Below are 25,484 nucleotides of genomic sequence, written 5' to 3'. Positions count from 1 at the left end.
GATAGGTTAAAGGAAAAGATCATGATCCGAGTGCTATTTTTTGCGCAATTGCGTGAGACTTTAGATTGCCCTGGTTTAGAAGTATCAAATGAGAATTGTCGTACCCTAGGGCAATTAAAAGCCTTGTTAATGACCAAGGGGGATGCTTGGCAAACGGCATTTGCTAGCGGTAAAGTGCTAAGTGCGGTTAACCAAGCCATGAGTCAGGATGAAACCGAGTTAAATGATGGTGATGAGGTGGCGTTTTTTCCACCCGTGACAGGCGGTTAGCAATAGATGATCAAAGTGCAAACGGCCGATTTTGATGTTGGCCAAGAATATGCTGAGCTAATTGCTGGTAACACCAGTGCTGGTGCTGTGGTTTTCTTTGTTGGTTTGGTGCGCGATTTTAATCAAGACAATACTGTACAAGGTTTGGAGTTAGAACATTATCCGGCCATGACAGAAAAAGTGTTACATGAGATTGTTGAGCAAGCCAAAGCGCGTTGGCCGATTGAGCGAGTGCGTTTAATTCACCGAGTTGGTAAATTAGCCATTAATGATCAAATTGTATTTGTTGCGGTTAGCAGTAAGCACCGCGAAGCTTCATTTGCCGCTGCGCAATTTTTAATGGATATTTTAAAAACCAAAGCGCCATTTTGGAAAAAAGAAACCACAGATAAAGGCCAACGCTGGGTTGAAGCCAATCAAAAGGATGAAGACGGCGCCAAGCGTTGGTAGTGTTGCTCTTTTGGGTTAGGTTTGGCTTGCAGGCTCTGCAAGCATAAATGCTCGCCTTGGGTTTAATTTGCAGGGGTTGCAAGCATAAACGCCAATGCCATTCAGTTAACGACATTGGCATAAATTCGCCCACAAATATTAATTACGTTTATTAAACGACTCGTCTACTGTGCCTTTAAAGCACGCCAGAATATAAGGGAAGGTATCGGTAATATAATAGCCATACTGGCCGTTAATTGTCATACCGTTACATTCGTCTAAATCCCCTGCGCCATTAACATACTGCCAATCGTCTCGAAAAGCGCCATCATAGGTGCCGCCCGGTTCGCCACTGCCAGACGGACGATTACCTGCTTTAAGCTGATAACTTGATGTTGCTTTACGCACTGTGCCATTATCGTCAAAGTATGGTCCATATATAGGGAAGCCGTCTGCCGCGAAGCCGACAACAGGTGAAACTACGACTTTATCTTGCTCATAAAACGCATTTGGTGTTCCGTGGTAATGATAGGTGCCATCAGGCTGAGTATGCGCATGATGTGAGTCAACATTAAAGCCATTGGCCGCAAACATAGGGTCGTAGCGCCATGGTTGATTGACATCGTTGCAACCAATTTTACCATTGCCTATGCCGAAACAACCCGCGGCTAGTAAGTCAACTTTAACGCCATTGAGTAAAATTGCATTGTCATAATTTAGCGTCAGTGCGGTAGTACTGCCGGCAAAAGCGGGTTGAGTAGTCACTTCAAATGTATCGTTTTGTTCACTCACTTGATTTGGGAAGCTTTGGCTGCCATCGTTAAAATCGTGATTGGGAATAGCATTGGTATTAAAAATACATTTGCCATTGCTAACCGTAATATTTAAATCGCCGTTATAGTTTGTACTGTTTCTGACATCCTGCACATTTGACGTGTAAGTATTGACATACTCAGCACAGCCAGCCATACGCTTGGTAAAAATGGCGTCTGTAATATCAGTTGCTGTATTTGCTTGTTCTTTTTTAATGACCGCTAATTGATTTTTTAGTGACAAATATGTGTTATATGCTGAACTGCTGGCAAAGCTGCTCTCGTTTAGTAAGTTTGTCAGCTCTTGTGGTTCGCTAATTAAATCAAAAAACTCCTCACTGCCATCTTGCATAACAATTAACTTATATTGGCTATTGCGGATCGCACTACCATGCACGCCATCGTTATTAATTTCGGTGTAAAGAATTTGCCTGTTGGCTGCATTACTATCTGACAATAACTCGTAAAAGCTAAAGCTGTCAGAGGTTGTTGAATTGCTTACTGAGTCCGGTATTCCTGCTAAATCTGCGACAGTGGCGTAAATATCTGTGCTGTTGATCAAAGCGTTTTCTCTTGTTCCTTGTCGTGTCACATCAACTCCAGAAATAAACATAGGCACAGCTACACCGCCTTCATACAACGTACCTTTAGATTGTGGTTTACGGAAAAATGTCGTGTCCATCACGGCTTTCGGGCTACCGTTATCACCAATATAAATAATGACAGTGTTATCTAATTCAGCTTGCGAGAGACCAGCGAGTAAACGGCCGATTTCTTTATCCATGGCTTCGATAGCGGCAAGATAATAAGCTCGTTTATTAGTATCTATATCAGTTGATGTGCCCGATAAATCGCGATCATGTAAATCATTGGGCGGTAAATGAAACGGTGAATGTGGAGCCGCAAATGCCAGCCAAGTTAACCATGGTTTGCTGTTATCTAAAGTGGTAAGCCAGTTTAGTGTTAAGTCGACTAAATGACTGGTATTGTATTGGGTTGACGTGGTTTCGACACCGTTTGTGTACAGTTGCCAGTTGTAATAATCACCAACATTGCCGGCCATCGCTGCGACATGGTCAAAACCCATGCGATTGACTCTGCTCATATCATTGCCACCACCAGATAAATGCCATTTTCCAAAGAAGCCTGTTTGATAGTCTTGGCTAACCGAATGGCTTTTTAGCATGGATGCGACTGTGGCTAGGTTTTCATCTAAATTACCAGGTACACCTGGCACACCGTTGTTTACTGCATATAAGCCAGTTAGTAAGGCGGCTCGAGTCGGGGCGCAAGCGGGTGAGGCCCAAGCATTTTCAAAGATTATACCTTGGCTAGCTAATTGACTTAAATTAGGTGTATTGGGTGCATCGCTAGTGTAATTGGGGTATTCGGCTGAGGCATCTTTACCTTGGTCATCACTAATAATCACTAAGATATTAGGCTGACTAGGTTGCACTTCGTTTGTGCCACCATTCTCGCTTCCGCCGTTATCCGTTCCGCCGCTGCCGCTATCACCACTGCCGCTATCACCTGAGCCGTTACCAGAACCATCGCCGCTATTGTCTTCTTGTTGAGTATTGTCGTTATTGCTGGTTGAGGAACCGCCGCCACCGCAAGCAGTTAGCAGGAATAAACATAGAAATGCAGAAAGCAGGATACGCATAATCATTCTCTTTTTATGTTGAGGTGTAGTAACAAGCTAGTGATGTAAATATAGCCGTTATTAACCTAGTCGTAGAAACCCAATAAAGGGTTGCAGCCAATATGTATATTTTTATTTTTTAAATGTGCAGATAATAAGGAGAGAATTTAAAGCTAGAGTAAATGTAGTGTAAAAGGCCCATTTATAGTCTTCTCGCTCAGGCTTTATGGTTCATTGTCAGCGCTTACTCGCCCCAATCACATAATAGAGCATATGCTCATGGGATCTCGAAGCTTGACGGCTTCCCCTAAAACCTGATCGCTTTGACTATACACATAGGCAATCGTAAAAATTATGTAAGGTTAAGATTTAGGTGCGCGGCTATCAAATTGATAATATTGTTGCGCACAGACTTGTTCAGCCAGTTGCCGGTAGGCGATCGCAAGCTGACTGTCTGGGGCACTATCTTGGATCGATTGGCCTTTATCTGCCGCTTGCCGAACGTCGATATGTAAAGGGAGCTTACCTAATAAAGGTAAATCGACTTGCTTAGCATAGGCTTCGCCACCACAGTCGCCGAATATATGCGCTTGGTTTTGGCAATTGGGGCAAACGTGGTAACTCATATTTTCAATCATACCGAGTACAGGTAGGTTTAAACGCTTAAACATATTTAAGCCTTTTTGCACATCCAGTAGAGCCACATCTTGTGGGGTGGTGACAATTACTGAGGTGACGGCCGGTATTCGTTGCACTAAAGTCAGTTGAATGTCGCCGGTGCCTGGCGGCATATCAATTAGCAACACATCTAGGTCACCCCAAATGGTTTCTTTAAACATTTGCTCAAAGGCGTTACTTGAAATTGAACCTTTCCAAATGCGTGTGCCATCATCATCCGCCAAAAAACCAGAGGACATAACAGCAATGCCATTTTTCTCAATGGGTAGTAGGTGTTTTCCATCTGGTGACATAGGGTGTTGGCCGTCAAGGCCGAGCATGGTTGGCATTGAAGGACCATGTACATCAGCATCGAGAACACCGACTTTTAAACCTAAGGCCTTTAGTGCGTATGCCAGATTTACGGTTGTTGTTGATTTACCAACACCACCTTTACCAGAATTAACCGCAATAATATTTTTAACTCCAGCCACTTCATGCTGAAAAATGGGCTCAATTTGGCAGATGAAATTGAGCTCGATCGCGCATTCTAGTTTTGTGGTTAAATGTTGAACTATTGCTTCGGCTTCACTGGCAAAAGGGAAGGGCATATCGCCACTCAGCTTTAAGCCGTTGTCTTGTTGTTTAATATGTAAGTTGCTAACGACTTTAGCTAACCCAACAGGAAAAAGATTAGAGGTGTATTTAGCTAGTGCCTTTTCAACTTTGGTTTGTAAGGCGTATGAGGCTTTTTTCGGTCGAAATAACTTAGAGAACATATTTAAACTTTGTTTGTCCAATGCGAGCAAATGGTTAGGTATTACTCAAGTTTGCAGTGACTAGTTATGCTAAGCGCTGCTAATGTTGGCTGTGCGAATAAATTCCCATAGCCAATTATTAATTCTTTTGTCCAACCGCAGGTGGAACTGTACGAGGTTTCCATTCCCACCATTCATGCTGACCGTCGGGTTTGGATTTATCTTGTACTTGGTGAACATCCCAAGTGATTAGAAAATCGGGATTCGTGATCTCAATATTCGACTCTTGGTCAAAGTAACGGCCTTCAGGTGCTTTAAACCAACAGGATAAATCAGACGGTAAAGTAAATTCGGTTTTGCCATCAGGAAAACGTAAGGTGATACCATCCTGTGGGGTAACGCGTACCACAGTGCCGCTGATCTGTCTTTGTTGAATAAATTCCTGTTTAAAGTCAAAGTAAGTTAGACCCACCAATACCGTTTTTTCTAGCATACCGACTAAGTCAGCATCGATCTCTGTTGGTGCTTCACCATCTATCGGTTGATTGACTGGGCGTTCAGATTCTTGACTTGGGTCAATGATCTCTACATCAATACGATTAGGATCGGCTTTGTTATCTTTACTCATATAAAACTCGTTTAGCCTTAGCTATTAAGGGTATTTTAACCTGAACCACCCGCTAGGTACACGTCTGCTTTGCAGGGGTATTAGTGTTAAATCAATAGGGACAAGGGTATTAAAAAGGCCGCATAAGCGACCTTTTTATCTTAATTAACAAATGGATTAGTCGATGTAAAATCGACCCTACATTTAGGGTTGAATTCATTTCGACTAATGCAAATCAGGTGCAACACCTGTCGCAGGATTATCAGCAAGGCCAATATCACGAGCGTGTTGTTCAAAGCCTTTGTTTTTCCAGAAGAATGCACCCGGCATAGTCGTTGGAATAACAAGAATGTAGAACAAAGCACGACCAATAGCCGCAGTAAAGAACTGCAAGCCGCCTAATGCCAACCAAATTAACAATACAAATGCGATTTCGTAGCCCACTGCAGTCGCGATAATTAAACCTAGGCTAGCAACAATGTTTAAACCTAATAATACGTTACGTAAAACATAGGTTTTGCCAAACGTGGTTTGTTGCACATAGTGTGAAGCTGCGCCTTCGTGCTCAGCTGAGTTCATATCTTTGTGATGACCAATTAAGCCAATCGCTTCTAAAATTAAGCCAGCTACAAAAACACTAGAGAAGAAACTAGTTGCCACGGCAATCATCTCTTGGCTAACACCAACGAATAAACCTGTGCTGATAACCACAACGCCCGCAAAGAGTGCACCAATTGACAATGCATTACCGGCAAATGAAGTACCCGTTTGCCAGTGGTTCCAGAATGGACGTGCCTTAATGCGGTAACACTTAAACATATAGAACAAACCACCAATACCAGCAACGACTGCAAACAAGCCTGCACCAGTCGCAGCAGAGGTTAAGTCAGGTAAATTAAGGCCAGTTAGTTCGATAAATGTTTGGTTAGTTGGCAATGACAATAACATGTTTAAGCCAGCGCCGGCGGCAAACATAGCCAAACCAAAACCTTCACGGCTCATTGGTGAGTAGCGTAAGTTATTGAAACCACGATAGAAACGTAATGGTTTACCTAAGTGAGTCACCGACATTAATAAGGCAAAACCTGTCATGCCTGCGGTTAAAGCTCCGGTTGCTACCCACATATCTGAAGCGACAAAGGCTTGTAGTGGTTCAACACCTAACAATGCACCAAGGAAGATAGTGGCGAATAAGCCAAATGCGGCTTGGGCAAATAAAGTGAAAAGCACAAGTGGGTTTTCACGTGAGTTTAACTTACCAAAGTTCCACGATTTCGCTTTACCGACTTTTTGGTCAACCATAGGTTTATAGTTGCCTTTTTCGTCTTTGTGGTATTTAACCGGCATCGAATCCGTACGTGTCATTTCATCTGGCATGGTACGCGTTTGTTGGAATCGAATATTTGGATGAGTGATATCTGTGGTTGGGAAACCAGGAATATCAGTCTTACATTGTTCACGATTATGTGGCGTTTGTTCAACCACACCAAAGTCTAATGCGTTACCCACACAAGCCGATACACAAGCAGGTTTAAGACCCACTTCAAGACGGTCAACACACATATTACATTTAGATACCTGACCTTTAATTGGATCAAGTTGTGGTGCATTGTAAGGACAAACCCAAGTACAGTAACCACAACCAAAACAGGTTTGTGGATCTTGTAATACTGCACCGTACTCAACATGCTTGGTATAAGCGCGAGTTGGACAACCTTTTAAACACACAGGGTTATCACAGTGGTTACAAGCCATAGAAATATTCATTCGCTTGTAATCAGGATAACTGCCCCCTTCAACATAACCAACAGAGCGGAAGGCTAGGTGAGGAGGGTTTTCATTCTTTTCACTACAGGCGGCTTCACAAGCATGACAACCGATACAGTTATCAGCAGTAAAGAAGAAGCCGTGTTGTTTGTTACGGTTAGGGTTAGAACCTACCGATGGATTCTCATTGATGTACATTGGGCGACCGGCAGGCTGTCCAGTGTAATCTACTAAATCAATCGGTTGGCCGTAACGGTTTTTTTCTTGAATTTCTAATTCAGGTAAAAACGCGTAAGCTCGTTCTTGGGTACGTACTTCCCAATGGTCACTGCGGCCTTCCTGCTCTTTACCCATTTCGGTCATATCAGCAGGGTTATATTGTTTTACAACGTCGTTTGTATCTTTATGGCTCATATCTATTTACTCTCCTGCTTAGAATGCGCGACGTTCTTTGTTTAGACGTGCAGCTTCTTCTTGGTCAACCTTCTCAATGCGACAAGCACATTGTTTAAACGCAGGCTGGCGTGAATACGGGTCAAGCAGACCTAGAGTTAAACGGTTTACACAGTCATGGAAGTGGAATGGAATAAATACCATGTTACGTGGTACACGATGGGTTAACTGTACCATAACCACTGAGTCACCACGGCGTGACGCTAAGCGCACATAAGTTTGGTGTTCTATACCAAGCTCGGCTGCGGCGTCTGGGTTCATTTCCATATAAGGTGTTGGGCTAAACTTGTTACAGTTACCAATTTTACCGGTACGTGTACGGGTATGGAAATGCTCAACAACACGACCCGAGTTTAACCAGAATGGATATTGTTCATCCGGCTTCTCGTTATTGTCGTAGAAATAAATCGGGATTAAATTGGCTCTTTGCGTTGGCGTTTGGAATTTGCCATCTGTATATAAACGCGGATCGCCTTTTAGTCCGTCATCTTCTTCACGGTACGGCCATTGAATACCACGAGCGGCTTCAATTTTATCGTAGGTCATACCTGAAATATTTAAGGTTCTGTCATTGCCGTAGGCATTGTCGCCTTTAGACAAATGTTTCATCTCTTCAAATGCACCTTCAGGTGTTTCAGGGAAGGTGATCTTTTGGCCATTTTCAAAGCGCTTAGCCATTTGATTGAAGATCCAGAAATCCGGTTTTGAATCAGCATATGAAGGCAATACGTTACGAATTAAGTTAACGCGACGCTCAGTATTGGTGTGACAACCTTCTTTTTCAGCCCATACTGAGGCAGGGAAGTAACAGTGCGAATACTGGTTCATTTCGACGTCTTCATAGACATCCTGTACCACTAACCATTCAAGTTTTTCCAATGCTTTACGAATACGCGGTGTATCTGGCATGGATGTCATTGGGTTAGTTGCCACTATCCATAAACCTTTAATTTCACCAGTTTCAATCGCTGGGAAAATATCAGTTTGTGCTAGACCACGGGCTTTCGGGAAGAACTCAGGATCAATCCCCCAGTAATCCGCGATTTCTTGGCGGTGATTTTCGTTTTCTAATAAACGATAGCCTGGTAAGCCTGAACAAGAAGACCACTCACGTGTACCCATTGCATTACATTGGCCAGTAATAGATAAGCTAGTACCGCCTGGCTTACCGATATTACCTGTGATCAAGTTAAGGTTATTAATGTTAACTACACCGTCAGAGCCATGGGTACTTTGGTTAATACCCATAGTCCAAATACTCATAGCAGCAGGTGCTTTAGCATATAAGCGTGCAACGGTACGAATTTTGTCTTCTGAAATACCACAAACGTGCTGGGCTTTTTCTGGTGCATATTCACCAGTCGCTAGCAGCTTTTCGATTTCATCAAAACCTTGGGTATTCGCCGCAATATAGTCTTTATCCTGCAAACCTTCGTTAATAATCACGTGCAACATAGAGTTGATAAGTACACAGTCAGTACCCGGAGTGATAGGCAAATGAATATCAGCAAATTGGGCTAACATGGTGACGCGTGGGTCAACAACAATTAAAGGGAACTTACGTTTTTCTAATGCTTCTTTTAAACGCCAGTAAATAATTGGATGCTGCTCAGGCAAGTTTGAACCAAACGCCATTAAACAATGGGTATGTTCAAAATCTTCATAACAACCAGGAGGGCCATCAGCACCGAATGAGCGTTTATAACCACTTACCGCAGATGCCATACATAATGTGGTGTTACCGTCGTAGTTATTAGTACCAATACAACCACGGGCTAATTTACCTAAAGTGTAAAACTCTTCTGTTAGTAATTGACCAGTAGAAACAATCGCAAATGAATCACGCCCGTATTTACCTTGGATCTCTTTAATTTTTTCAGCGGTTTTATCAAACGCTTGATCCCAAGATACAGGTTTAAATTCTTCAAAATATTTATCACGTAATAGAGGCTTGGTACCGCGACCTGGTGATTCAAAAAGCTCGTGCTCTAACAAGCCTTTGATACATAATTTACCACGGTTAACATCGGCACCGGCGTGACCACGAGTTGTCACGATGCGGTTTTCTTCAGATAGACCGATTTCAATAGCACAGCCGGTAGAACAGTAATTACAGGTAGTGTATTTCCATTCTTTTACTTTTTTATCCGGGATGACGATAGGTTTGCGTTTTTTACGACCAAATAACATAAGAGCCTCATTAAGCACTTATATCTAAGCTCCACTTCAGGTGACAGCATGTAAATTAGATTTGGGACACCTGAATATAATGAAGACATTTTCTTCATTAGGAGCAGACGCCGTTGTCTTACTTTAAGCTTGTCAAACCTACGAACACATTGTGTGTTGGGGGAGCGTAGATATCTCAACTAGTTTTTCCAGATACTGTCTAAGCAAAAAGTGTTCCAATAGATAGCTAATGTTCAATAAATGTAAACAATAATATTGGTATCGCACTAAAAGCCCAGTAGGACGGCGGTAAGAGCCATACACATTATATTACCTTGTTGTATTAACAGTGTGCGGATTTTTACAGAATATTTTGGTGCACCATGATGATGCACTAATTAGGTGCGTAATTTGGATGTATTTGCATAAAAGTGTGCATTTGCACACATTGCGAGTGTGCACCAACAAAGGTGTACGTTGGTATTAGCAGGTCGGATCACCATAAAAACCCTTACCGTTTAAGGGATTTAAATAATTTTAAGTTTATTTTTTCATGTTGGCACTATGTTTGCTTTTATCTTGCCGAGTATTTAATGCAACGACGTTTAAATACCGATTTAGTTACGATGAAGTAAACGTTAGGAGAGTATAGCAACATGTCAACTACCATTAAGCTAGATAAATCATCTACTTCAGCTTATGGGGCTGTGTCATTGGTCGGGGCAGGACCAGGTGACGCTGATCTTCTAACGGTCAAAGCACTTAAGTCCATTCAATCTGCCGATATTATTGTATACGACAATTTGGTAAGTGCTGATATTCGAGCATTATTTCCAAGCAGTGCTTTAGCTTTATATGTAGGTAAAGCTAAAGGGCAGCATTATCTTACCCAAGACGAAATCAACAACTTACTTATCGATCGCGCTCAGCAAGGCTACAGTATTTGTCGTTTAAAAGGCGGCGATCCATTTGTCTTTGGGCGTGGCGGCGAAGAAATGCTAGCGCTTAAACAAGCCGGTATTGAAGTTGAAATTGTACCGGGCATTACGGCGGGTATCGGAGCTGCTGCTTATTCAGGTATTCCTGTTACTCATCGCGGAATTTCACAAGGTTGTACCTTTGTTACAGCCCATGGTGAGAAAAGTCTTGATCTAGATTGGGCAGCACTGGCTCATTTAGATCATACTCTGGTTTTTTATATGGGTTTGAGTAAATTGCCAATGATTACTGGCCAGTTGACTCAAAATGGCTTATCTCCTGACACCCCCGCTGCTTTAATCGAGCGTGGATGCCAACAGAGTCAGCGTACATTTACAACAACCCTCGCTAAACTCAGTGACACAGCTTTAGAAAACAAATTACAGTCTCCTTCACTTGTAGTGGTGGGACATGTGGTTTCTTTAGCCGAGCCTATGCACTGGTTTGGAACTACGTTTAATAATTCAACATCATCGGCATTCGAATTTGAAGCTTCAGCCGATATGCAGTTGTCAGCCTAGCGGAGAAAGAAAACATGGCATCGAAACAAAAAATTATCGTTGTTGGTAACGGTATGGTTGGACATAAGTTCATCGAAACCTTAATCCAACACCCTGATTATGCAAATTATGAAGTAACGACTTTCTCTGAAGAGCCTCGTTTGGCTTATGACCGTGTTGGTCTGTCTTACTACTTCGCTGGCAAAACAGCTGACGATTTAATGTTAACGTCAGAAGCGTATTATGATGAAAACGGCGTTCGTTATTTAGTTAACGACAAAGTTATCGGTATTGATAAAGCCGCTAAAACGATTACTACTGAAACGGGTAAAGTTGAGTCTTACGACAAATTGATCCTTGCGACAGGTTCTTATCCGTTTGTGCCACCTATCCCAGGTAAAGACCAAGATCACTGCTTAGTTTATCGTACGATTGAAGATTTAGAAGCCATGACAGCCTCTGCTAAAGTTAGCAAAAAAGGTGTTGTTGTTGGTGGTGGTCTATTAGGTCTTGAAGCGGCAAACGCGCTACAAAACTTAGGTCTTGAAACACACGTTGTTGAATTCGCGCCTCGTTTAATGGCTGTTCAGTTAGATGAAGGTGGCGGGCAATTCTTACGCACTAAGATCGAAAACTTAGGTTTAGGTGTTCACACTGGCAAAAATACAACTGAGATCGTTGCTGGTGAAGAAAGCCGTTACCGCATGAACTTTGCAGATGGTACGCACTTAGAAACTGATATGATCTTATTCTCTGCTGGTATCCGTCCTCAAGACGAACTAGCACGTCAGTTTGAACTAGAGATTGGCCCACGTGGCGGTATCGTTATTAACGATCAATGTTTAACTTCTGATGAAAACATTTACGCAATTGGTGAATGTGCATTATGGGATGGCAAAATCTTTGGTCTAGTCGCACCTGGTTACACCATGGCAAAAGCAGCGGTTTCACACATCACAGGTGGTGACGAGCTTTTCCAAGGTGCGGATATGAGCACCAAGTTAAAATTATTAGGTGTAGACGTTGCCAGTATTGGTGATTGTCATGCTCGTACAGAAGGTTCGCTTAGCTACACTTACGCTAACGAAAACGCTGAAATTTATAAAAAGATTGTTGTTTCTGCAGACAATAAGAAATTATTAGGTGCCGTAATGGTAGGTGACGTAGAAAACTACGGAACATTGCTACCTATGGTACTAGAAGAAATGGACATCCCAGGTGATCCAGAAGGTCTAATTCTTCCGCAAGTTGAAGGTGCTCCAGCGCTAGGTGTTGATGCACTACCTGATTCAGCGATGATCTGTTCTTGTAACGATGTGACTAAAGGTGACTTAGTTGCAAAAATTGAAGAAGGTTGTCATGAGTTAGGTGAACTTAAGTCTTGTACTAAAGCCGGTACTAGCTGTGGTGGTTGTGCTGCTATGGTTGGTCAAGTACTTAACAGTACGCTTGAAAGCATGGGCTTAGAAGTTAACACTGATATTTGTGAACACTTCGCTTATACCCGTCAAGAATTGTTCGACATTGTTCGTACTAAAGACATCAACACTTTCGATGAGCTAATTGCTGAGCACGGTACAGGTCACGGTTGTGAAATCTGTAAACCAGCTGTTGGTTCTATGTTGGCCACTAAGAACAACGAATGGATTTTGAGCGACGATAATATTCAGTTGCAAGATACCAATGATATCTTCTTAGCTAACATGCAACGCGATGGTACGTACTCTGTTGTTCCTCGTATTGCTGGTGGCGAAATCACGCCAGAACAACTGATCGTTCTTGGTGAAATAGGTCGTGACTTCAATCTATATACCAAAATTACGGGTGGTCAGCGTATTGATTTCTTTGGTGCGCAGTTACACGAATTACCACTTATCTGGACCCGTTTAGTTGATGCTGGTTTTGAAACAGGCCATGCATACGGCAAATCATTACGTACCGTTAAATCTTGTGTCGGTTCGACTTGGTGTCGCTACGGCATGTTGGATTCAGTTTCAATGGCCGTTAATTTAGAGCTTCGCTACAAAGGCTTACGTTCGCCACACAAATTAAAAATGGGTGTATCTGGCTGTACTCGTGAGTGTGCTGAAGCGCAAGGTAAAGATATTGGTGTTATCGCCACTGAAAACGGTTGGAACTTATACGTTTGTGGTAACGGCGGTATGAAACCTCGCCATGCTGACTTATTTGCATCAGACCTAGACGATGAAACACTACTTAAATATATCGACCGTGTATTAATGTTCTACTGTCACACGGCAGACCGTTTACAACGTACCTCAACTTGGATGGATAACATGGAAGGTGGTTTAGATTACCTGAAAGAAGTGGTTATCGAAGATAAGTTAGGTATCTGTGAATCTCTTGAAGCTGATATGGCTAAAGTTATCGACACTTATGAGTGTGAGTGGAAGAAGACAATTGAGAGCCCAGAGCGCTTGAAGCGTTTCGCTCACTTCATTAACTCAGACTTAACTGATGACAAGCTTGCTTTTGTTGAAATGCGTGGTCAAGAAAAAGGCCGTATTGCAACTGATGAAGAAAAAGCAAAATTGGCCAAAGGCGAATTAATCGAGATCACTGAGGTTTAATTAATTCAGCTCAAGACTTCGATAGACTCAGTAAGAGCATTGCTCCCTCCCCCCCTGAGTCTGTCGAAGAGCTGAATTAATCACAAGAATAGAATTTGAGGAAAGAAAATGAGTAGCTGGACGACAGTTTGTCAGTTTGAAGATTTAATCCCTAACACGGGTGTTTGCGCACTACACAATGGTGAGCAAGTGGCGATTTTCTTAGAAAAATCAGAACAAAAAGTTTATGCCATTTCTAATTATGATCCGATTGGTAAAGCGAATGTGCTTTCACGTGGGATTGTCGCTGATGTGCAAGGTACGTTTACCGTAGCATCACCTTTATATAAGCAGCATTTTGCATTAGCTAGCGGTGAATGTCTGGAAGAACCAGAAAACTCAGTGAAAAGCTATGACGTGCGTGTGCACGAAGGCGAAGTGCAATTAGCTAACTAATTTTTTGCTTTTATAAAACTACGGTCTCGCTACAAAGGGGTAGCGAGAACGCGAATTCAGTGCGGAAGCTTACGCTCGAAGATTCGGTTGTTTTGACAGAATGAGGGTTTGTCTCCCTTGTAATTTGGCTTCGAGTGAGGCGAGTATTGCAAGTTGGACAAACTTTGATTCGCAGCAAATTTAAATTTTGAAGTTTTACATATTTAAATTTTAGGAGTCAAAAATGACTACAGATAAGTTCAACCTATTTTCCTTTAGTGGAAAATACAAAATACTCCACATGTCGTGGATTGCGTTCTTTATTACCTTTTTTGTATGGTTTAACCATGCACCATTGTTGAAAGTTATTGGTGAAACCTTTGGTTTAACCATGGCTCAAACAAAAACACTACTTATCTTAAACGTAGCGTTAACCATTCCAGCGCGTATTATCATAGGTATGCTTACCGATAAATTCGGTCCTCGTAAAGTATACTCAGCGCTTCTAATTATTTGTTCAATTCCTTGTTTTATGTTCGCGTTTGCTGACTCATTTGAAATGTTAGCACTATCGCGTTTATTACTTGGTTTTATCGGTGCGGGTTTCGTTATCGGTATTCGTATGGTGAGTGAGTGGTTCCCTCACAACCAACTAGGTACAGCTGAAGGTGTCTACGGCGGTTGGGGTAACTTCGGTTCAGCTGCTGGTGCTATGACTCTACCTACCATTGCATTATTATTCGGTGGTGAAGATGGCTGGCGTTATGCTGTGGCTATCACAGGTGCATTAAGCTTAATTTTTGGTTTCATTTACTACGCTAACGTATCTGATACGCCAAAAGGTTCTACTTACTTCCGTCCTAAAAACATCGGTGGTATGGAAGTTACGTCTAAAGGTGACTTCGCTTTATTAATTATCATGAAGCTTCCTATGTACATCGTACTAGGTGTATTAGCGCATAAACTTTCTCCAAACGGTGTATCTCTTATCTCTGAAGGTGCAATGCAGCTAGCTTGGGCTTCATTAGTTGCTTTATTTGTTGTTGATTGCTGGAAGGCTTATCAAGTTAATGCTGACATGTTCAAGAACCCTGTTCCTGAAATGCACCAGTACAAGTTTAAGCAAGTTGCTGTATTAAACATCCTTTATTTCGCGACTTTCGGTTCTGAATTAGCGGTTGTTTCAATGCTTCCATTATTCTTTGCTGATACATTCGGTTTATCAATGACTACAGCTGCATTGTTAGCATCTGCTTATGCATTCATGAACTTAATGTCTCGTCCAGGTGGTGGTTTAATTTCTGATAAGTTTGGTCGTAAAAAGACTCTTCTTATCTTAACTGCTGGTCTTGCTGTTGGTTACTTCTTAATGAGCTTAATCAACTCTGAATGGCCAATCTGGGTTGCGGTTGTTTGTGCTATGGCTTGTTCATTCTTCGTACAAGCGGGTGAAGGTGCGGTATTCGCCGTAGTACCTTTAATCAAGCGTCGTTTAACGGGTCAAATCGCTGGTATGACAGGTGCTTACGGTAACGTTGGTGCGGTAACTTACTTAACTATCTTCGCTATGGTTGATGCGTCTACATTCTTCTTAGTAATCGCAGGTACTGCGGTACTAGGTTTCGTATCACTTCTTCTTATGGAAGAGCCTTCTGGTCATATGACAGAAGTTCGTGAAGACGGTACAGTAGAATTAATTGAAGTTTCTAAATAAACTTAATCATTAATTTTACCCAAACAAAAGTCGACCTAGTGTCGACTTTTGTTGTTTATGGGCTGGGTAATTTGTAGCCGTGAGTTTGTATTTTTCTATTTCTAAAATTTATTAAATACAGTAAGTTAGCGGCTGGCTAGTTTTATGCGTTTTTTTAAAGAGCTTATACAACTAGTACTCAGACACAAAAGTAATGACATGTTGAGCCCGTTTTGTTAGCCATCTTAAAGCGTGCGAGATTACAGATCCGTTCCATTGTAGGGCCGAATTTATTTCGGCTAACACAAGGTTTGTCGATGTAAAATCGACCCTGCAATTTAGCAAATGATTAGATGAAAACACTGAGATACTAAGAATGGTTAGAGCAATGTAGGTTGCCGTGCACTGTTCCAGACATTTAACGGAATCTTTATATCCGCGTAGGTCGAAATTTATTTCGACAATAGCAGCAGAGCTGCTACAGACTTAGCTTCCAGCGGCGACATAGGCTTATCATTGCAAGTTTTGTCGAAGCGAGCCTCGACCTACGAGGGATATTTTAACTGGTCAAAATTAAATAATTATTAGCAAGCTGAGTTCGATTAGGAAGCCATAGCGTGACAAAAGAATTAAAAATATCAGTCGGCGGTTATTCGAGTGCTGGCGTTAAAGTGGTTAACCAAGATGCATTTGCGGTTAAGACAGCCCAAGGCGCAACGCTCAAACATAAAGGGGCGGTAGCGGCGATTGCTGATGGTGTTAGCAGTAGTGAGCGCTCGCAAGAGGCATCGCAAATTGCCGTAACCCAATTTATTAGTGATTATTACGCAACACCTGATACATGGAGTGTTACGCAGTCTGCGGTACGGGTGATCACGGCGCTTAATTCGTGGTTATATAATCAAAATCGTAATTTACATCAAGATGCGTTAGTCGCCACGTTTAGCTCGATTATTTTTAAATCTTGCTCAGCTTATTTATTTCATGTAGGGGATAGTCGCGTTTATCGTAACGAAGGTAAACGCTGGCGCGCGTTAACACGGGATCACGTACATCCAACGCGCGAGCAAGACATTTTAACCCGAGCCATGGGTATAGATAGCCACTTAGAGGTTGATTATCAAAAAGTAGAGTTGCACGAAGGCGATTTGTTCTTTTTAACCACAGATGGTTTTCACAATTTTGTTAGCTATAAAGAAGTTAACAAAGCGCTGGAAGAACATGAAAACCTTGAAGAATGTGCCACGGCCTTGTGTAACCTAGCACTGACTAATGGTAGTGATGACAACTTGTCTTGTGTCATTGTGCGCGTTGATGAGATCCCAGAGGAAGATATTAACGAGGCACATAAACAAGTGACATCGTTAGCTATTCCTCCTGTGTTGAGTGTGGGGCAGGTGCTGGAAGGCTATAAGGTTTGTCGGGTACTGTTCTCTGGTACACGCAGCCATGTTTATTTAGTGGAAGATAAAGACGGCAAACAGTTTGTTCTCAAGACACCAAGTGATTATTACAATGATGATGCTACTTATCTCGATGGGTTTTTACGCGAAGAGTGGATAGGTAAACGTTTAAATCATTCACACATTATGCGAGTCTTTCCGCGCGGTGAAAATAGCCGCTTTATGTATCATTTGTGTGAGTTTCTGGATGGGCAAAACTTACGCCAATGGATGATAGATAATCCACAACCTTCAGTTGATCAAGTACGCAAAATTATTGTTGAAGTCTGTAAGGGCTTACGCCATTTTCAACGTAATGGCATGTTACACCGTGATATTAAACCGGAAAATGTGATTATTGATCGCTTTGGGCAAATTAAGATCATTGACTTTGGTACGGTAAGAGTCGAAGGCTTAGAAGAAATTAAATCGCCGATTGCTGAGGATATCCCCGTTGGCTCAGTAGATTATATTGCGCCTGAATTACTAGTCGAACGTAAAAAGCATCACACGGGTGACTTTCGCTCAGATATGTTTTCACTAGCGGTTATGATGTATGAAATGCTATGTGGAAAATTACCGTATAAATTAGAAAACTTGCGTAATAATATTCCCGACAGTTACACGCCATGGTCGTATAAAGAGCTATCGGTTTATCGAGATGATATTCCTAAATGGTTGGATTTGGCGATTGAAAAAGCCTGTAGCCCACAACCTAGTCAACGCCAACAAGCTTTCTCAGAATTCATTGCTGATATTCAAAAACCAAACATAAGTTTAGTCAGTAAGCATGAGCATATGCCATTGATGCAGCGCGACCCGTTAGCGTTTTGGAAAACCACCAGCTTTGTTTTAGTTTTATGTAATATTGTACTTGCTGTGTTGGCTTTTGGACTTGATTAATTGCTGTATCAAATTATCTTATTGTCGGAGATCAAAACTGATAGCCGCAATTTCGCTGGTTATAATTGGTTTTTCCAGTATTAATGCTAGCTAACGTGGTGCGCTAATGGGTTTGGTCATTTATATAAGAAATATGACCTACATCTGAAATTACGCTATGACCTATAGCATATATTTATTTGCTAACTTAGGGCGGGTAAGCGAAAATAGCGCGCAATTTTGGGGCTAGCCCATTAATTAATAAAGACGAAAGATTTACTCAGTATCACACACTAAAAAATATTGAGTGAAAAATAACTATTACACTTAAGGAGTTGTCATGGCGTCACGTCAAGAACGCGCAAATGCAATTCGTGCTTTAAGCATGGATGGTGTGCAAAAAGCTAAATCAGGCCATCCAGGTGCCCCAATGGGTATGGCAGATATCGCCGAAGTATTATGGGGCGATTTTTTACAACACAACCCAGCAAATCCAGACTTTGTTAACCGCGACCGTTTTGTGTTATCAAACGGCCATGGTTCAATGCTTATTTACTCACTACTTCACTTATCGGGTTACGACTTACCGATTGAAGAATTAAAGCAATTCCGTCAATTACATTCACAAACGCCAGGTCACCCAGAGTACGGTTACACCAAAGGTGTTGAGACAACCACAGGTCCATTAGGCGCCGGTATCTCAAACGCTGTCGGTATGGCGATTGCAGAAAAAACCTTAGCGGCGCAATTTAACCGTGACGGCCACGACATTGTTGACCATTTCACTTACTGTTTCTTAGGCGACGGTTGTTTAATGGAAGGTATTTCTCACGAAGCTTGTTCATTAGCCGGTACGTTAGGCCTAGGCAAGTTAGTGGCGTTTTGGGATGACAACGGTATCTCAATCGACGGTCACGTAGAAGGTTGGTTCACTGAGAACGTACCAGCACGTTTTGAATCTTACGGCTGGCACGTGATTGCTGATGTAGATGGTCACAACCCAGAAGCGATTGCCGCAGCTATTGAAGAAGCTAAAGGCGTAACAGACAAGCCAACCATGATTTGTACTAAAACCATTATCGGTTTTGGTTCACCTAACAAATCAGGTAGCCACGATTGTCACGGCGCACCACTAGGTGATGAAGAAATCGCCGCTGCACGTGAATTCTTAAACTGGCCACATGCGCCGTTTGAAATCCCAGCAGACGTGTATGCCGAGTGGGATGGCAAGCCAAAAGGGGCAGAATTAGAAGCAGCGTGGAATTCCAAGTTTGACGCTTACGCAGCAGCGTACCCAGAATTAGCGGCTGAATTTAAACGTCGTGTTATCGAAAAAGCTTTACCAGAAAACTTCTCAGAGCAAGCAGATGCCTTCATTGCGGCGACGCAAGAAAAAGCGGAAAACATTGCTTCACGTAAAGCCTCGCAAAACACCATTGAAGCTTTCGGCGCGTTATTACCTGAAATGCTAGGTGGCTCAGCTGACTTAGCGGGTTCAAACCTAACTTTATGGTCTGGCTCAAAAGGTATTCAAGACGACGCTGCCGGTAACTACATCTTCTACGGTGTACGTGAATTTGGTATGAGCGGTATCATGAATGGTATCTCGTTACACGGTGGTTTCATCAACTACGGTGCCACTTTCATGATGTTCATGGAATACGCCCGTAACGCAGTGCGTATGTCAGCGTTAATGGGTATTCAAAACATCTTTGTTTACACCCATGATTCAATTGGTCAAGGTGAAGACGGTCCAACTCACCAACCGGTAGAGCAATTGGCTAACTTACGTATGACACCAAACATGTCGACATGGCGTCCGGCGGACGGTACTGAAGCAGCGACGGCTTGGAAACACGCAGTCGAGCGTCGTAACGGTCCAACGTCGTTAATCTTCTCGCGTCAAGGTTTACCTGCGCAACCACGCAGTGCCGAGCAAGTACAAAACATCAAAAAAGGTGCATACATCTTAGTTGATTGTGGTGAGACACCAGAAGTGATTTTAATCGCGACAGGCTCAGAAGTGGCACTTGCAGTTGAATCAGCGAAAGCGTTAGCAGCAGATGGCGTAAAAGTTAATGTTGTATCTATGCCTTCGACTGATGTGTTTGATGCACAAGACGCTGAATACAAAGAGTCAGTACTACCAAGTTCTGTGACTAAGCGCGTGGCGATTGAAGCGGCACACGTTGATTACTGGGCGAAGTATGTTGGTTTTGCCGGCGATGTGGTTGGTATGTCGACATTTGGTGAATCAGCACCAGGTGGCGAGTTATTTAAACACTTTGGTTTCACGGTTGACAATGTTGTAGCCAAAGTTAAGGCTCTTTAGGCTTCCCAATCAAATTTTATGCGGCATTGTCGTCGCTTCTCGCCCCAATCACTTAGCAAGCTAAGCTCATGGGGCCTCGAAGCTTTGACGGCTTTGCCTAAAGATCGATTGCTTTGCCTAAAAATTATATGCAACGTTAATTTTGTAAGTATATAGCCAGCATAATAAAAGCTTATTGTTCTGGTTACTTAAATTGCCTTACAATTTATAGTTAGAAAAAAGCCGGTAATGAAACCGGCTTTTTTATTAATGTAAGTTGATTTTATATTTGTTTTGCCAAATATTAGTGTTGGTCATCTATTTAACTTTAGTTTCAGCATGACTTTGTATTGAGGGAACCACTATTTTACGCATAGCTATTAATGGTTTTGGCCGTATCGGGCGCAGTATCTTTCGAGCTATTTATGAAAATGGCTTACAAGAAAAGATCCAAGTTGTTGCGGTAAATGAACTTGCATCACCTGAAGCCATTGCCCATTTATTGCAATTTGATTCCACACATGGTCGTTTCAGCTATCCAGTCGAAGTGGAAGGTGAGCGTTTAAAAGTAGATGGTCGAACGGTTTACCTATTAAGCGAAAGGCGCGTAGATCAACTACCTTGGGATAATCTTGGCATTGATGTTGTGTTTGAATGTACAGGGGCGTATAAAACCTTCGAAGAGGGCTTTTTACATATTCGAGCGGGTGCAACCAAAGTATTGTTTTCTCATCCAGCGGATTCCCATGTTGATAACACTATTATTTACGGCGTTAATCAGGATTCATTAGAAACAAGCCATAGGATTGTTTCTAATGGTTCTTGTACCACTAATTGCATAGTACCTGTCATTAAAGCTTTGGATGATGCTTTTGGCGTTGAGTCCGGCACCATCACAACTATTCACTCGTCAATGAATGATCAGCAAGTGATTGATGCCTATCATGATGACTTACGGCTCACGCGGGCTGCAAGTCAGTCTATTATTCCTGTTGATACACGATTAGCTGCCGGTATTGAGCGTATATTGCCCCATTTAGCTGAACGCTTTGAGGCTATAGCCGTGCGTGTACCCACCACCAATGTTACGGCTATGGATTTAAGTGTAACCTTAGCTCAAGATGTGACAATTAACTTAGTGAATAAAGCACTCAAACAGGCAGCTCAGCAGCAATTTAGTGGTGTACTGGGCTACACCGAACAACCTTTGGTTTCCGTGGATTTTACTCATGATCCACGTTCTTCGATTGTCGATGGCACACAAACTCGTGTTAGTCATAAACGATTAGTCAAAATATTAGCTTGGTGTGATAACGAGTGGGGGTTTGCTAACCGTATGCTCGATACTGCTCAAGTCATGATTAAAAATAAATAGTATTGTGAAATACACACATTAGAAGGAAAGTGATATGTCAGTAATCAAAATGACTGATTTAGACCTAAACGGTAAAAAAGTACTTATCCGTCAAGATCTTAATGTTCCATTAGATGGTAGCGAGATCACCAGTGCGGTACGTATTGAAGCGTCATTACCGACCATCAAGTTGGCTTTAGAGCAGGGCGCAGCTGTTATGGTTATGTCGCACCTAGGTCGTCCAACCGAAGGTGAATTTGATGCTGCAGCATCATTACAACCTGTAGTTGATTACATTGCCAAAGCAATTGATGCCCCAGTTAAACTTGTTTCTGATTACCTTGATGGTTACGAAGCAAAAGCGGGTGAAGTGGCTATTTTCGAAAACGTACGTTTCAACGTAGGTGAGAAGAAAAATGATGAAGCCTTATCTAAAAAATTAGCAGCGCTTTGTGACGTTTTTGTCAACGATGCCTTCGGTACAGCGCACCGTGCTCAAGCTTCAACTCATGGTGTAGCTAAATTTGCACCTGTTGCTTGTGCGGGTCCTTTGTTAGCGGGTGAATTAGCAGCATTAGCTAAAGCGCTTGATAACCCTGAGCGTCCATTAGTTGCTATCGTTGGTGGTTCAAAAGTATCAACTAAACTAACTGTATTAGATGCGTTATCGAAAATTGCTGATACCTTAGTTGTTGGTGGTGGTATTTCAAATACATTTGTTGCTTCTGCTGGTAACAATGTGGGTAACTCATTATATGAAGAAGACCTAATCCCAGAAGCGCAGCGTTTATGCAAAGAAACTGAAGTGGTTTTTGCACAAGACGTAACGACGACTAAAGAAGGGTTTAGTGACTGGAATCATAACTCTAAAACAGAAGTTAAATTACCAAACGAAATTCAAGACGATGAAGAAATCATCGACTACGGCCCTAAATCAGCTGCTCGCGCGGCTGAAATCATCAAGGGTGCAAAAACTATTCTTTGGAATGGTCCATGTGGTGTATTTGAATTTGATGCGTTTGCTAAAGGTACAGAAGTGGTTGCTCGTGCGATTGCTGAGAGCGAAGGTTTCTCTATTGCTGGTGGTGGTGACACACTAGCGGCTATCGACAAATTTGATTTAGCAGACGATGTTTCTTATATCTCTACCGGTGGTGGCGCATTCTTAGAATTCGTTGAAGGTAAAGTATTACCAGCCGTTGAAATTTTAGAACAGCGCGCTAAAGAAGCTTAATCGCTAACTATAGTCAAAGCGATCTGGTTTTAGGGGCAGGTTTCTAGTTCCAGACGAAACCTAAGTACCTACATCCATGTAGGCAAAGCCGTCAAGCTTCGAGACCCCATGAACATATGCTCTACTATGTGATTGGGGCCGCCTAAATGGATTTAGGTGTTAGGACGACGCAGGAGCCAAAGTCGAGAGTAAGCGCCGACAATGAACCATAAGACCTGAGCGAGAAGACTATACTAATTGTTTATAAATAGAGGTTTAGAACCCCTATAGTAAGATTAGTAAGTAAAACTAATAAAAAGCTCGGCTATGCCGAGCTTTTTTTATGTAAAAAATAAACTTAACCGTATTTTTTTAAAATCTGTCTGGTCCTTGCGTTCACTAATTACACAAAGCATAAATTGTCTTCTATTCAATTTAATGTATGTTTTTGCACGAAATTGTCGATAAATGAGCTTAAATATCAATATATTGTATTTTTAGTTTTTTTGTTGAGGGGGCATAAAAGCGAAGTGTAAATATTGTGTTGGGATATAGTTGTATATTTTATCTAATTTTGATTGTAATACTTATATAGCGACTAATTTTAATAAACTTCTATGTGTAAAACCGCGTTATCTTTTAAAATAACCTTGGAGCTGATTATTTTATAACCCTGTTTGTTGGTGATGGTAGTGTATTTATCTAAACTTTTATGTTGTATGTCGTTTATTGCTTTAGTGCTAAATCAGACTGTAGCTGCAAAAAACGCGGTAGCACCTAAAGATACAGAAACCAAAACAGATAACACTGAATACACCAGCGAAAAATTACAAGCTTATGCGGCTTGTATAAAGCTATATGCGGACTCTCAAGAGCAAGAAAGCCAAGAGCAAACGAATTCTCAAAAAACCATTCTGGAAGAGTGTGCTAAATTAGCTGACTTACCGCTAGCATCAGCCTCTAAAACAACAACTAAAGCCAGTACCAAAGCTAGCGTGGTTAAGGCACCTTCTAAAGCACCTAAGAAAACTCAAACAAAACCAAAACCGAAAAACAGTGCTTTTCAAAATAAATTTACGGATTTACCTTGGCGAGCGTCTGCCGAGTTAGGGGTTACTGATACCTCAGGTAATAACACAGGCTCCTTAATTAAGTTTAAAACTGACTTTGAATGGGATGGTAATCTATTTCGAACATCATTAGATTTTGACTTGCTGTATAAAAAAGATGAAAAAGAACGCGACAAGCGTGATGATCAAGGTGCTATTGTTGTTGATTTAAATGGTAACAACGTTAAAGAGTCTTATAAACAAACAACAGCCCATCGCTATAATATTGCAGTACAAAGTAACTACAAAGGTTACACAGATAAAAACCAAGCTGTTTTTGGCCGTATGGCGTATTCAGAAAACCGCTTCTCTAGTTTTGATTATCAAGCTTCTATCTCGATAGGTTACAACACCCGTTTATTGCGTTCAGACGATTCGTTTTTGGATATATCTGTTGGTCCGGGTATCGCATTTGAAGCCGCGATCGAAAATAAAGGTAAACCTGAACAACAAATTATATCTGACGATTATTTTCAATTATTCTCGGCGGCTAAATATGAACGTAAACTGAGTGAAACAGCTTATTTTAAGCAACACTTAACCATAGAGGGTAATGCCGAAGATAATACTAAAACCATTTCTGAAACCGCGATTACATCGAAAATTAACGGCTCTTTGGCCCTTAAAGCATCGATTAAGTTTGTGCACAACTCAGATGTCGCGGAAGGATTTGAAAAAACCGACAGAACCACAGGCGCAACCTTGGTTTATACCTTTTAAATTTCGACTATTAGTTGAGTTCAAGAAGTTAATCAGCCACAAAATTAGAAAAAATCTCAAAATCGTAAATACTATAAGTTAGCTTTTCATTTTAGAGTGTGACTAATGGTGCTTTCCGTACATGAAAAATTAACGGTTATTTACCGACTTGAACCCGGTTGTCTCGGGCCGACTGGCAAAGATCATATAGAAGACTTTTGTCAGTACGCTAATAAATCACTGCGCAGCATCGACTCAGAGTGTGTTAACTGGGCCATTATTCCTCGTTACGATAAATCTTTACCTGAGCTTGAATACCAAATTCAACGCAAGAAACTCGACAAAGCCAAGGCTGAACAATTTATCGACGTATTTAAAAAAGATTTAGACTCGTTAGAGGAACATATGCATGAGCAGTTATCTTTATTAATTGATAATTTTTTGCAGCGCTGAATATAGTCTTCTCGCTCAAGCTTTATGGTTCATTGTCTGCGCTTACTCTCGACTTTGGCTCCTGCGTCGTCCTACTACCTAAATCCCTTTAGGCAACCCCAATCACATAATAGAGCATATGCTCATGGGGATTCGAAGCTTGACGGCTTCCCCTAAAACCTGATCGCTTTGACTATAGATATAACAAGGCGAGTTTTTATGCTTGCGAACTTGCCAAATATACGCCCTAACAGTATGCGTACATTCCGTTCTTCCTCACCTAATTTGGCAGTGGCAACTAA

At 41.8% G+C, this 25,484-nt stretch carries 17 protein-coding genes; 12 read left to right on the top strand and 5 right to left on the bottom strand.

The window, feature by feature from the left end; translation table 11 throughout:
• Window positions 1-21: 21 nt before the first annotated feature.
• Window positions 22-270 carry a molybdopterin synthase sulfur carrier subunit gene (gene moaD, locus C2869_RS18810; protein WP_108604394.1) on the top strand — a complete coding sequence of 83 codons (249 nt, stop codon included), beginning with the start codon at window positions 22-24 and terminating at the stop codon, window positions 268-270.
• Window positions 271-276: 6 nt separating this feature from the next.
• Window positions 277-720 (top strand): molybdopterin synthase catalytic subunit MoaE, encoded by a 444-nt coding sequence (moaE, locus tag C2869_RS18805; protein WP_108604393.1) that lies wholly within the window; start codon window positions 277-279, stop codon window positions 718-720.
• Between the two features lie 138 nt (window positions 721-858).
• Here moaE and C2869_RS18800 read toward each other — a convergent pair whose 3' ends face one another.
• From C2869_RS18800 to C2869_RS18780, 5 genes are all read right to left on the bottom strand, one after another.
• Entirely contained in the window at window positions 859-3,174 is a 2,316-nt protein-coding gene (locus C2869_RS18800; RefSeq protein WP_199915595.1) for a sulfatase-like hydrolase/transferase, read from the bottom strand.
• Window positions 3,175-3,515: 341 nt separating this feature from the next.
• Window positions 3,516-4,589, bottom strand: coding sequence for an iron-sulfur cluster carrier protein ApbC (apbC, locus tag C2869_RS18795; RefSeq protein ID WP_159084236.1), 1,074 nt, complete (start codon window positions 4,587-4,589; stop codon window positions 3,516-3,518).
• Between the two features lie 118 nt (window positions 4,590-4,707).
• A complete protein-coding gene (locus C2869_RS18790; protein ID WP_108604390.1) occupies window positions 4,708-5,196 on the bottom strand; it encodes a hypothetical protein in 489 nt (162 codons plus the stop codon).
• 204 nt (window positions 5,197-5,400) lie between these two features.
• Complete coding sequence (locus C2869_RS18785) at window positions 5,401-7,356, bottom strand: DmsC/YnfH family molybdoenzyme membrane anchor subunit (RefSeq protein ID WP_199915594.1); 1,956 nt, start codon at window positions 7,354-7,356, stop codon at window positions 5,401-5,403.
• A gap of 18 nt (window positions 7,357-7,374) precedes the next feature.
• Window positions 7,375-9,585 carry a molybdopterin oxidoreductase family protein gene (locus C2869_RS18780; RefSeq protein WP_108604389.1) on the bottom strand — a complete coding sequence of 737 codons (2,211 nt, stop codon included), beginning with the start codon at window positions 9,583-9,585 and terminating at the stop codon, window positions 7,375-7,377.
• Window positions 9,586-10,220: 635 nt separating this feature from the next.
• On the opposite strand from C2869_RS18780, the gene cobA reads away from it, so the two are divergent.
• The 10 genes from cobA (at window position 10,221) to C2869_RS18730 (ending at window position 25,203) form a co-directional block, all read left to right on the top strand.
• The gene (cobA, locus tag C2869_RS18775; protein WP_108604388.1) at window positions 10,221-11,063 is read left to right on the top strand and encodes a uroporphyrinogen-III C-methyltransferase; all 843 of its coding nucleotides are present in this window, start codon (window positions 10,221-10,223) and stop codon (window positions 11,061-11,063) included.
• A 14-nt stretch (window positions 11,064-11,077) separates the two neighbouring features.
• Entirely contained in the window at window positions 11,078-13,633 is a 2,556-nt protein-coding gene (gene nirB / locus C2869_RS18770) for a nitrite reductase large subunit NirB (RefSeq protein WP_108604387.1), read from the top strand.
• A gap of 108 nt (window positions 13,634-13,741) precedes the next feature.
• Window positions 13,742-14,068 (top strand): nitrite reductase small subunit NirD, encoded by a 327-nt coding sequence (gene nirD, locus C2869_RS18765; protein ID WP_108604386.1) that lies wholly within the window; start codon window positions 13,742-13,744, stop codon window positions 14,066-14,068.
• A 223-nt stretch (window positions 14,069-14,291) separates the two neighbouring features.
• A complete protein-coding gene (locus C2869_RS18760; RefSeq protein WP_108604385.1) occupies window positions 14,292-15,761 on the top strand; it encodes a NarK family nitrate/nitrite MFS transporter in 1,470 nt (489 codons plus the stop codon).
• A gap of 596 nt (window positions 15,762-16,357) precedes the next feature.
• Complete coding sequence (locus tag C2869_RS18755; protein WP_108604384.1) at window positions 16,358-18,085, top strand: bifunctional protein-serine/threonine kinase/phosphatase; 1,728 nt, start codon at window positions 16,358-16,360, stop codon at window positions 18,083-18,085.
• A 319-nt stretch (window positions 18,086-18,404) separates the two neighbouring features.
• On the top strand, window positions 18,405-20,396 hold the full coding sequence (tkt, locus tag C2869_RS18750) for a transketolase (RefSeq protein WP_108604383.1): 1,992 nt from the start codon (window positions 18,405-18,407) through the stop codon (window positions 20,394-20,396).
• 343 nt (window positions 20,397-20,739) lie between these two features.
• Window positions 20,740-21,750 (top strand): erythrose-4-phosphate dehydrogenase, encoded by a 1,011-nt coding sequence (gene epd, locus C2869_RS18745; protein ID WP_108604382.1) that lies wholly within the window; start codon window positions 20,740-20,742, stop codon window positions 21,748-21,750.
• Window positions 21,751-21,784: 34 nt separating this feature from the next.
• Window positions 21,785-22,963 carry a phosphoglycerate kinase gene (locus C2869_RS18740; RefSeq protein WP_108604381.1) on the top strand — a complete coding sequence of 393 codons (1,179 nt, stop codon included), beginning with the start codon at window positions 21,785-21,787 and terminating at the stop codon, window positions 22,961-22,963.
• A 671-nt stretch (window positions 22,964-23,634) separates the two neighbouring features.
• Window positions 23,635-24,771: a DUF481 domain-containing protein gene (locus tag C2869_RS18735; RefSeq protein ID WP_159084235.1), complete on the top strand. Its 1,137-nt coding sequence runs from the start codon at window positions 23,635-23,637 to the stop codon at window positions 24,769-24,771.
• Window positions 24,772-24,876: 105 nt separating this feature from the next.
• The gene (locus tag C2869_RS18730; RefSeq protein ID WP_108604379.1) at window positions 24,877-25,203 is read left to right on the top strand and encodes a hypothetical protein; all 327 of its coding nucleotides are present in this window, start codon (window positions 24,877-24,879) and stop codon (window positions 25,201-25,203) included.
• Window positions 25,204-25,484: the final 281 nt, after the last annotated feature.

It is taken from the genome of Saccharobesus litoralis (assembly GCF_003063625.1).
GTDB lineage: Bacteria > Pseudomonadota > Gammaproteobacteria > Enterobacterales > Alteromonadaceae > Saccharobesus > Saccharobesus litoralis.
Note: the sequence above shows the minus strand (reverse complement) of the source record. Positions and strands in the feature narration are given on the sequence as shown.

Excerpts from the sequence above, each read along its gene's own strand:
- apbC (WP_159084236.1), bottom strand. The coding sequence starts at position 4,589 with ATGTTCTCTAAGTTATTTCGACCGAAAAAAGCCTCATACGCCTTACAA.
- C2869_RS18780 (WP_108604389.1), bottom strand. The coding sequence starts at position 9,585 with ATGTTATTTGGTCGTAAAAAACGCAAACCTATCGTCATCCCGGATAAA.
- C2869_RS18800 (WP_199915595.1), bottom strand. The coding sequence starts at position 3,174 with ATGCGTATCCTGCTTTCTGCATTTCTATGTTTATTCCTGCTAACTGCT.
- moaE (WP_108604393.1), top strand. The coding sequence starts at position 277 with ATGATCAAAGTGCAAACGGCCGATTTTGATGTTGGCCAAGAATATGCT.
- nirB (WP_108604387.1), top strand. The coding sequence starts at position 11,078 with ATGGCATCGAAACAAAAAATTATCGTTGTTGGTAACGGTATGGTTGGA.
- nirD (WP_108604386.1), top strand. The coding sequence starts at position 13,742 with ATGAGTAGCTGGACGACAGTTTGTCAGTTTGAAGATTTAATCCCTAAC.
- tkt (WP_108604383.1), top strand. The coding sequence starts at position 18,405 with ATGGCGTCACGTCAAGAACGCGCAAATGCAATTCGTGCTTTAAGCATG.
- C2869_RS18785 (WP_199915594.1), bottom strand. The coding sequence starts at position 7,356 with ATGAGCCATAAAGATACAAACGACGTTGTAAAACAATATAACCCTGCT.
- C2869_RS18790 (WP_108604390.1), bottom strand. The coding sequence starts at position 5,196 with ATGAGTAAAGATAACAAAGCCGATCCTAATCGTATTGATGTAGAGATC.
- cobA (WP_108604388.1), top strand. The coding sequence starts at position 10,221 with ATGTCAACTACCATTAAGCTAGATAAATCATCTACTTCAGCTTATGGG.
- C2869_RS18760 (WP_108604385.1), top strand. The coding sequence starts at position 14,292 with ATGACTACAGATAAGTTCAACCTATTTTCCTTTAGTGGAAAATACAAA.
- C2869_RS18740 (WP_108604381.1), top strand. The coding sequence starts at position 21,785 with ATGTCAGTAATCAAAATGACTGATTTAGACCTAAACGGTAAAAAAGTA.
- moaD (WP_108604394.1), top strand. The coding sequence starts at position 22 with ATGATCCGAGTGCTATTTTTTGCGCAATTGCGTGAGACTTTAGATTGC.
- C2869_RS18730 (WP_108604379.1), top strand. The coding sequence starts at position 24,877 with ATGGTGCTTTCCGTACATGAAAAATTAACGGTTATTTACCGACTTGAA.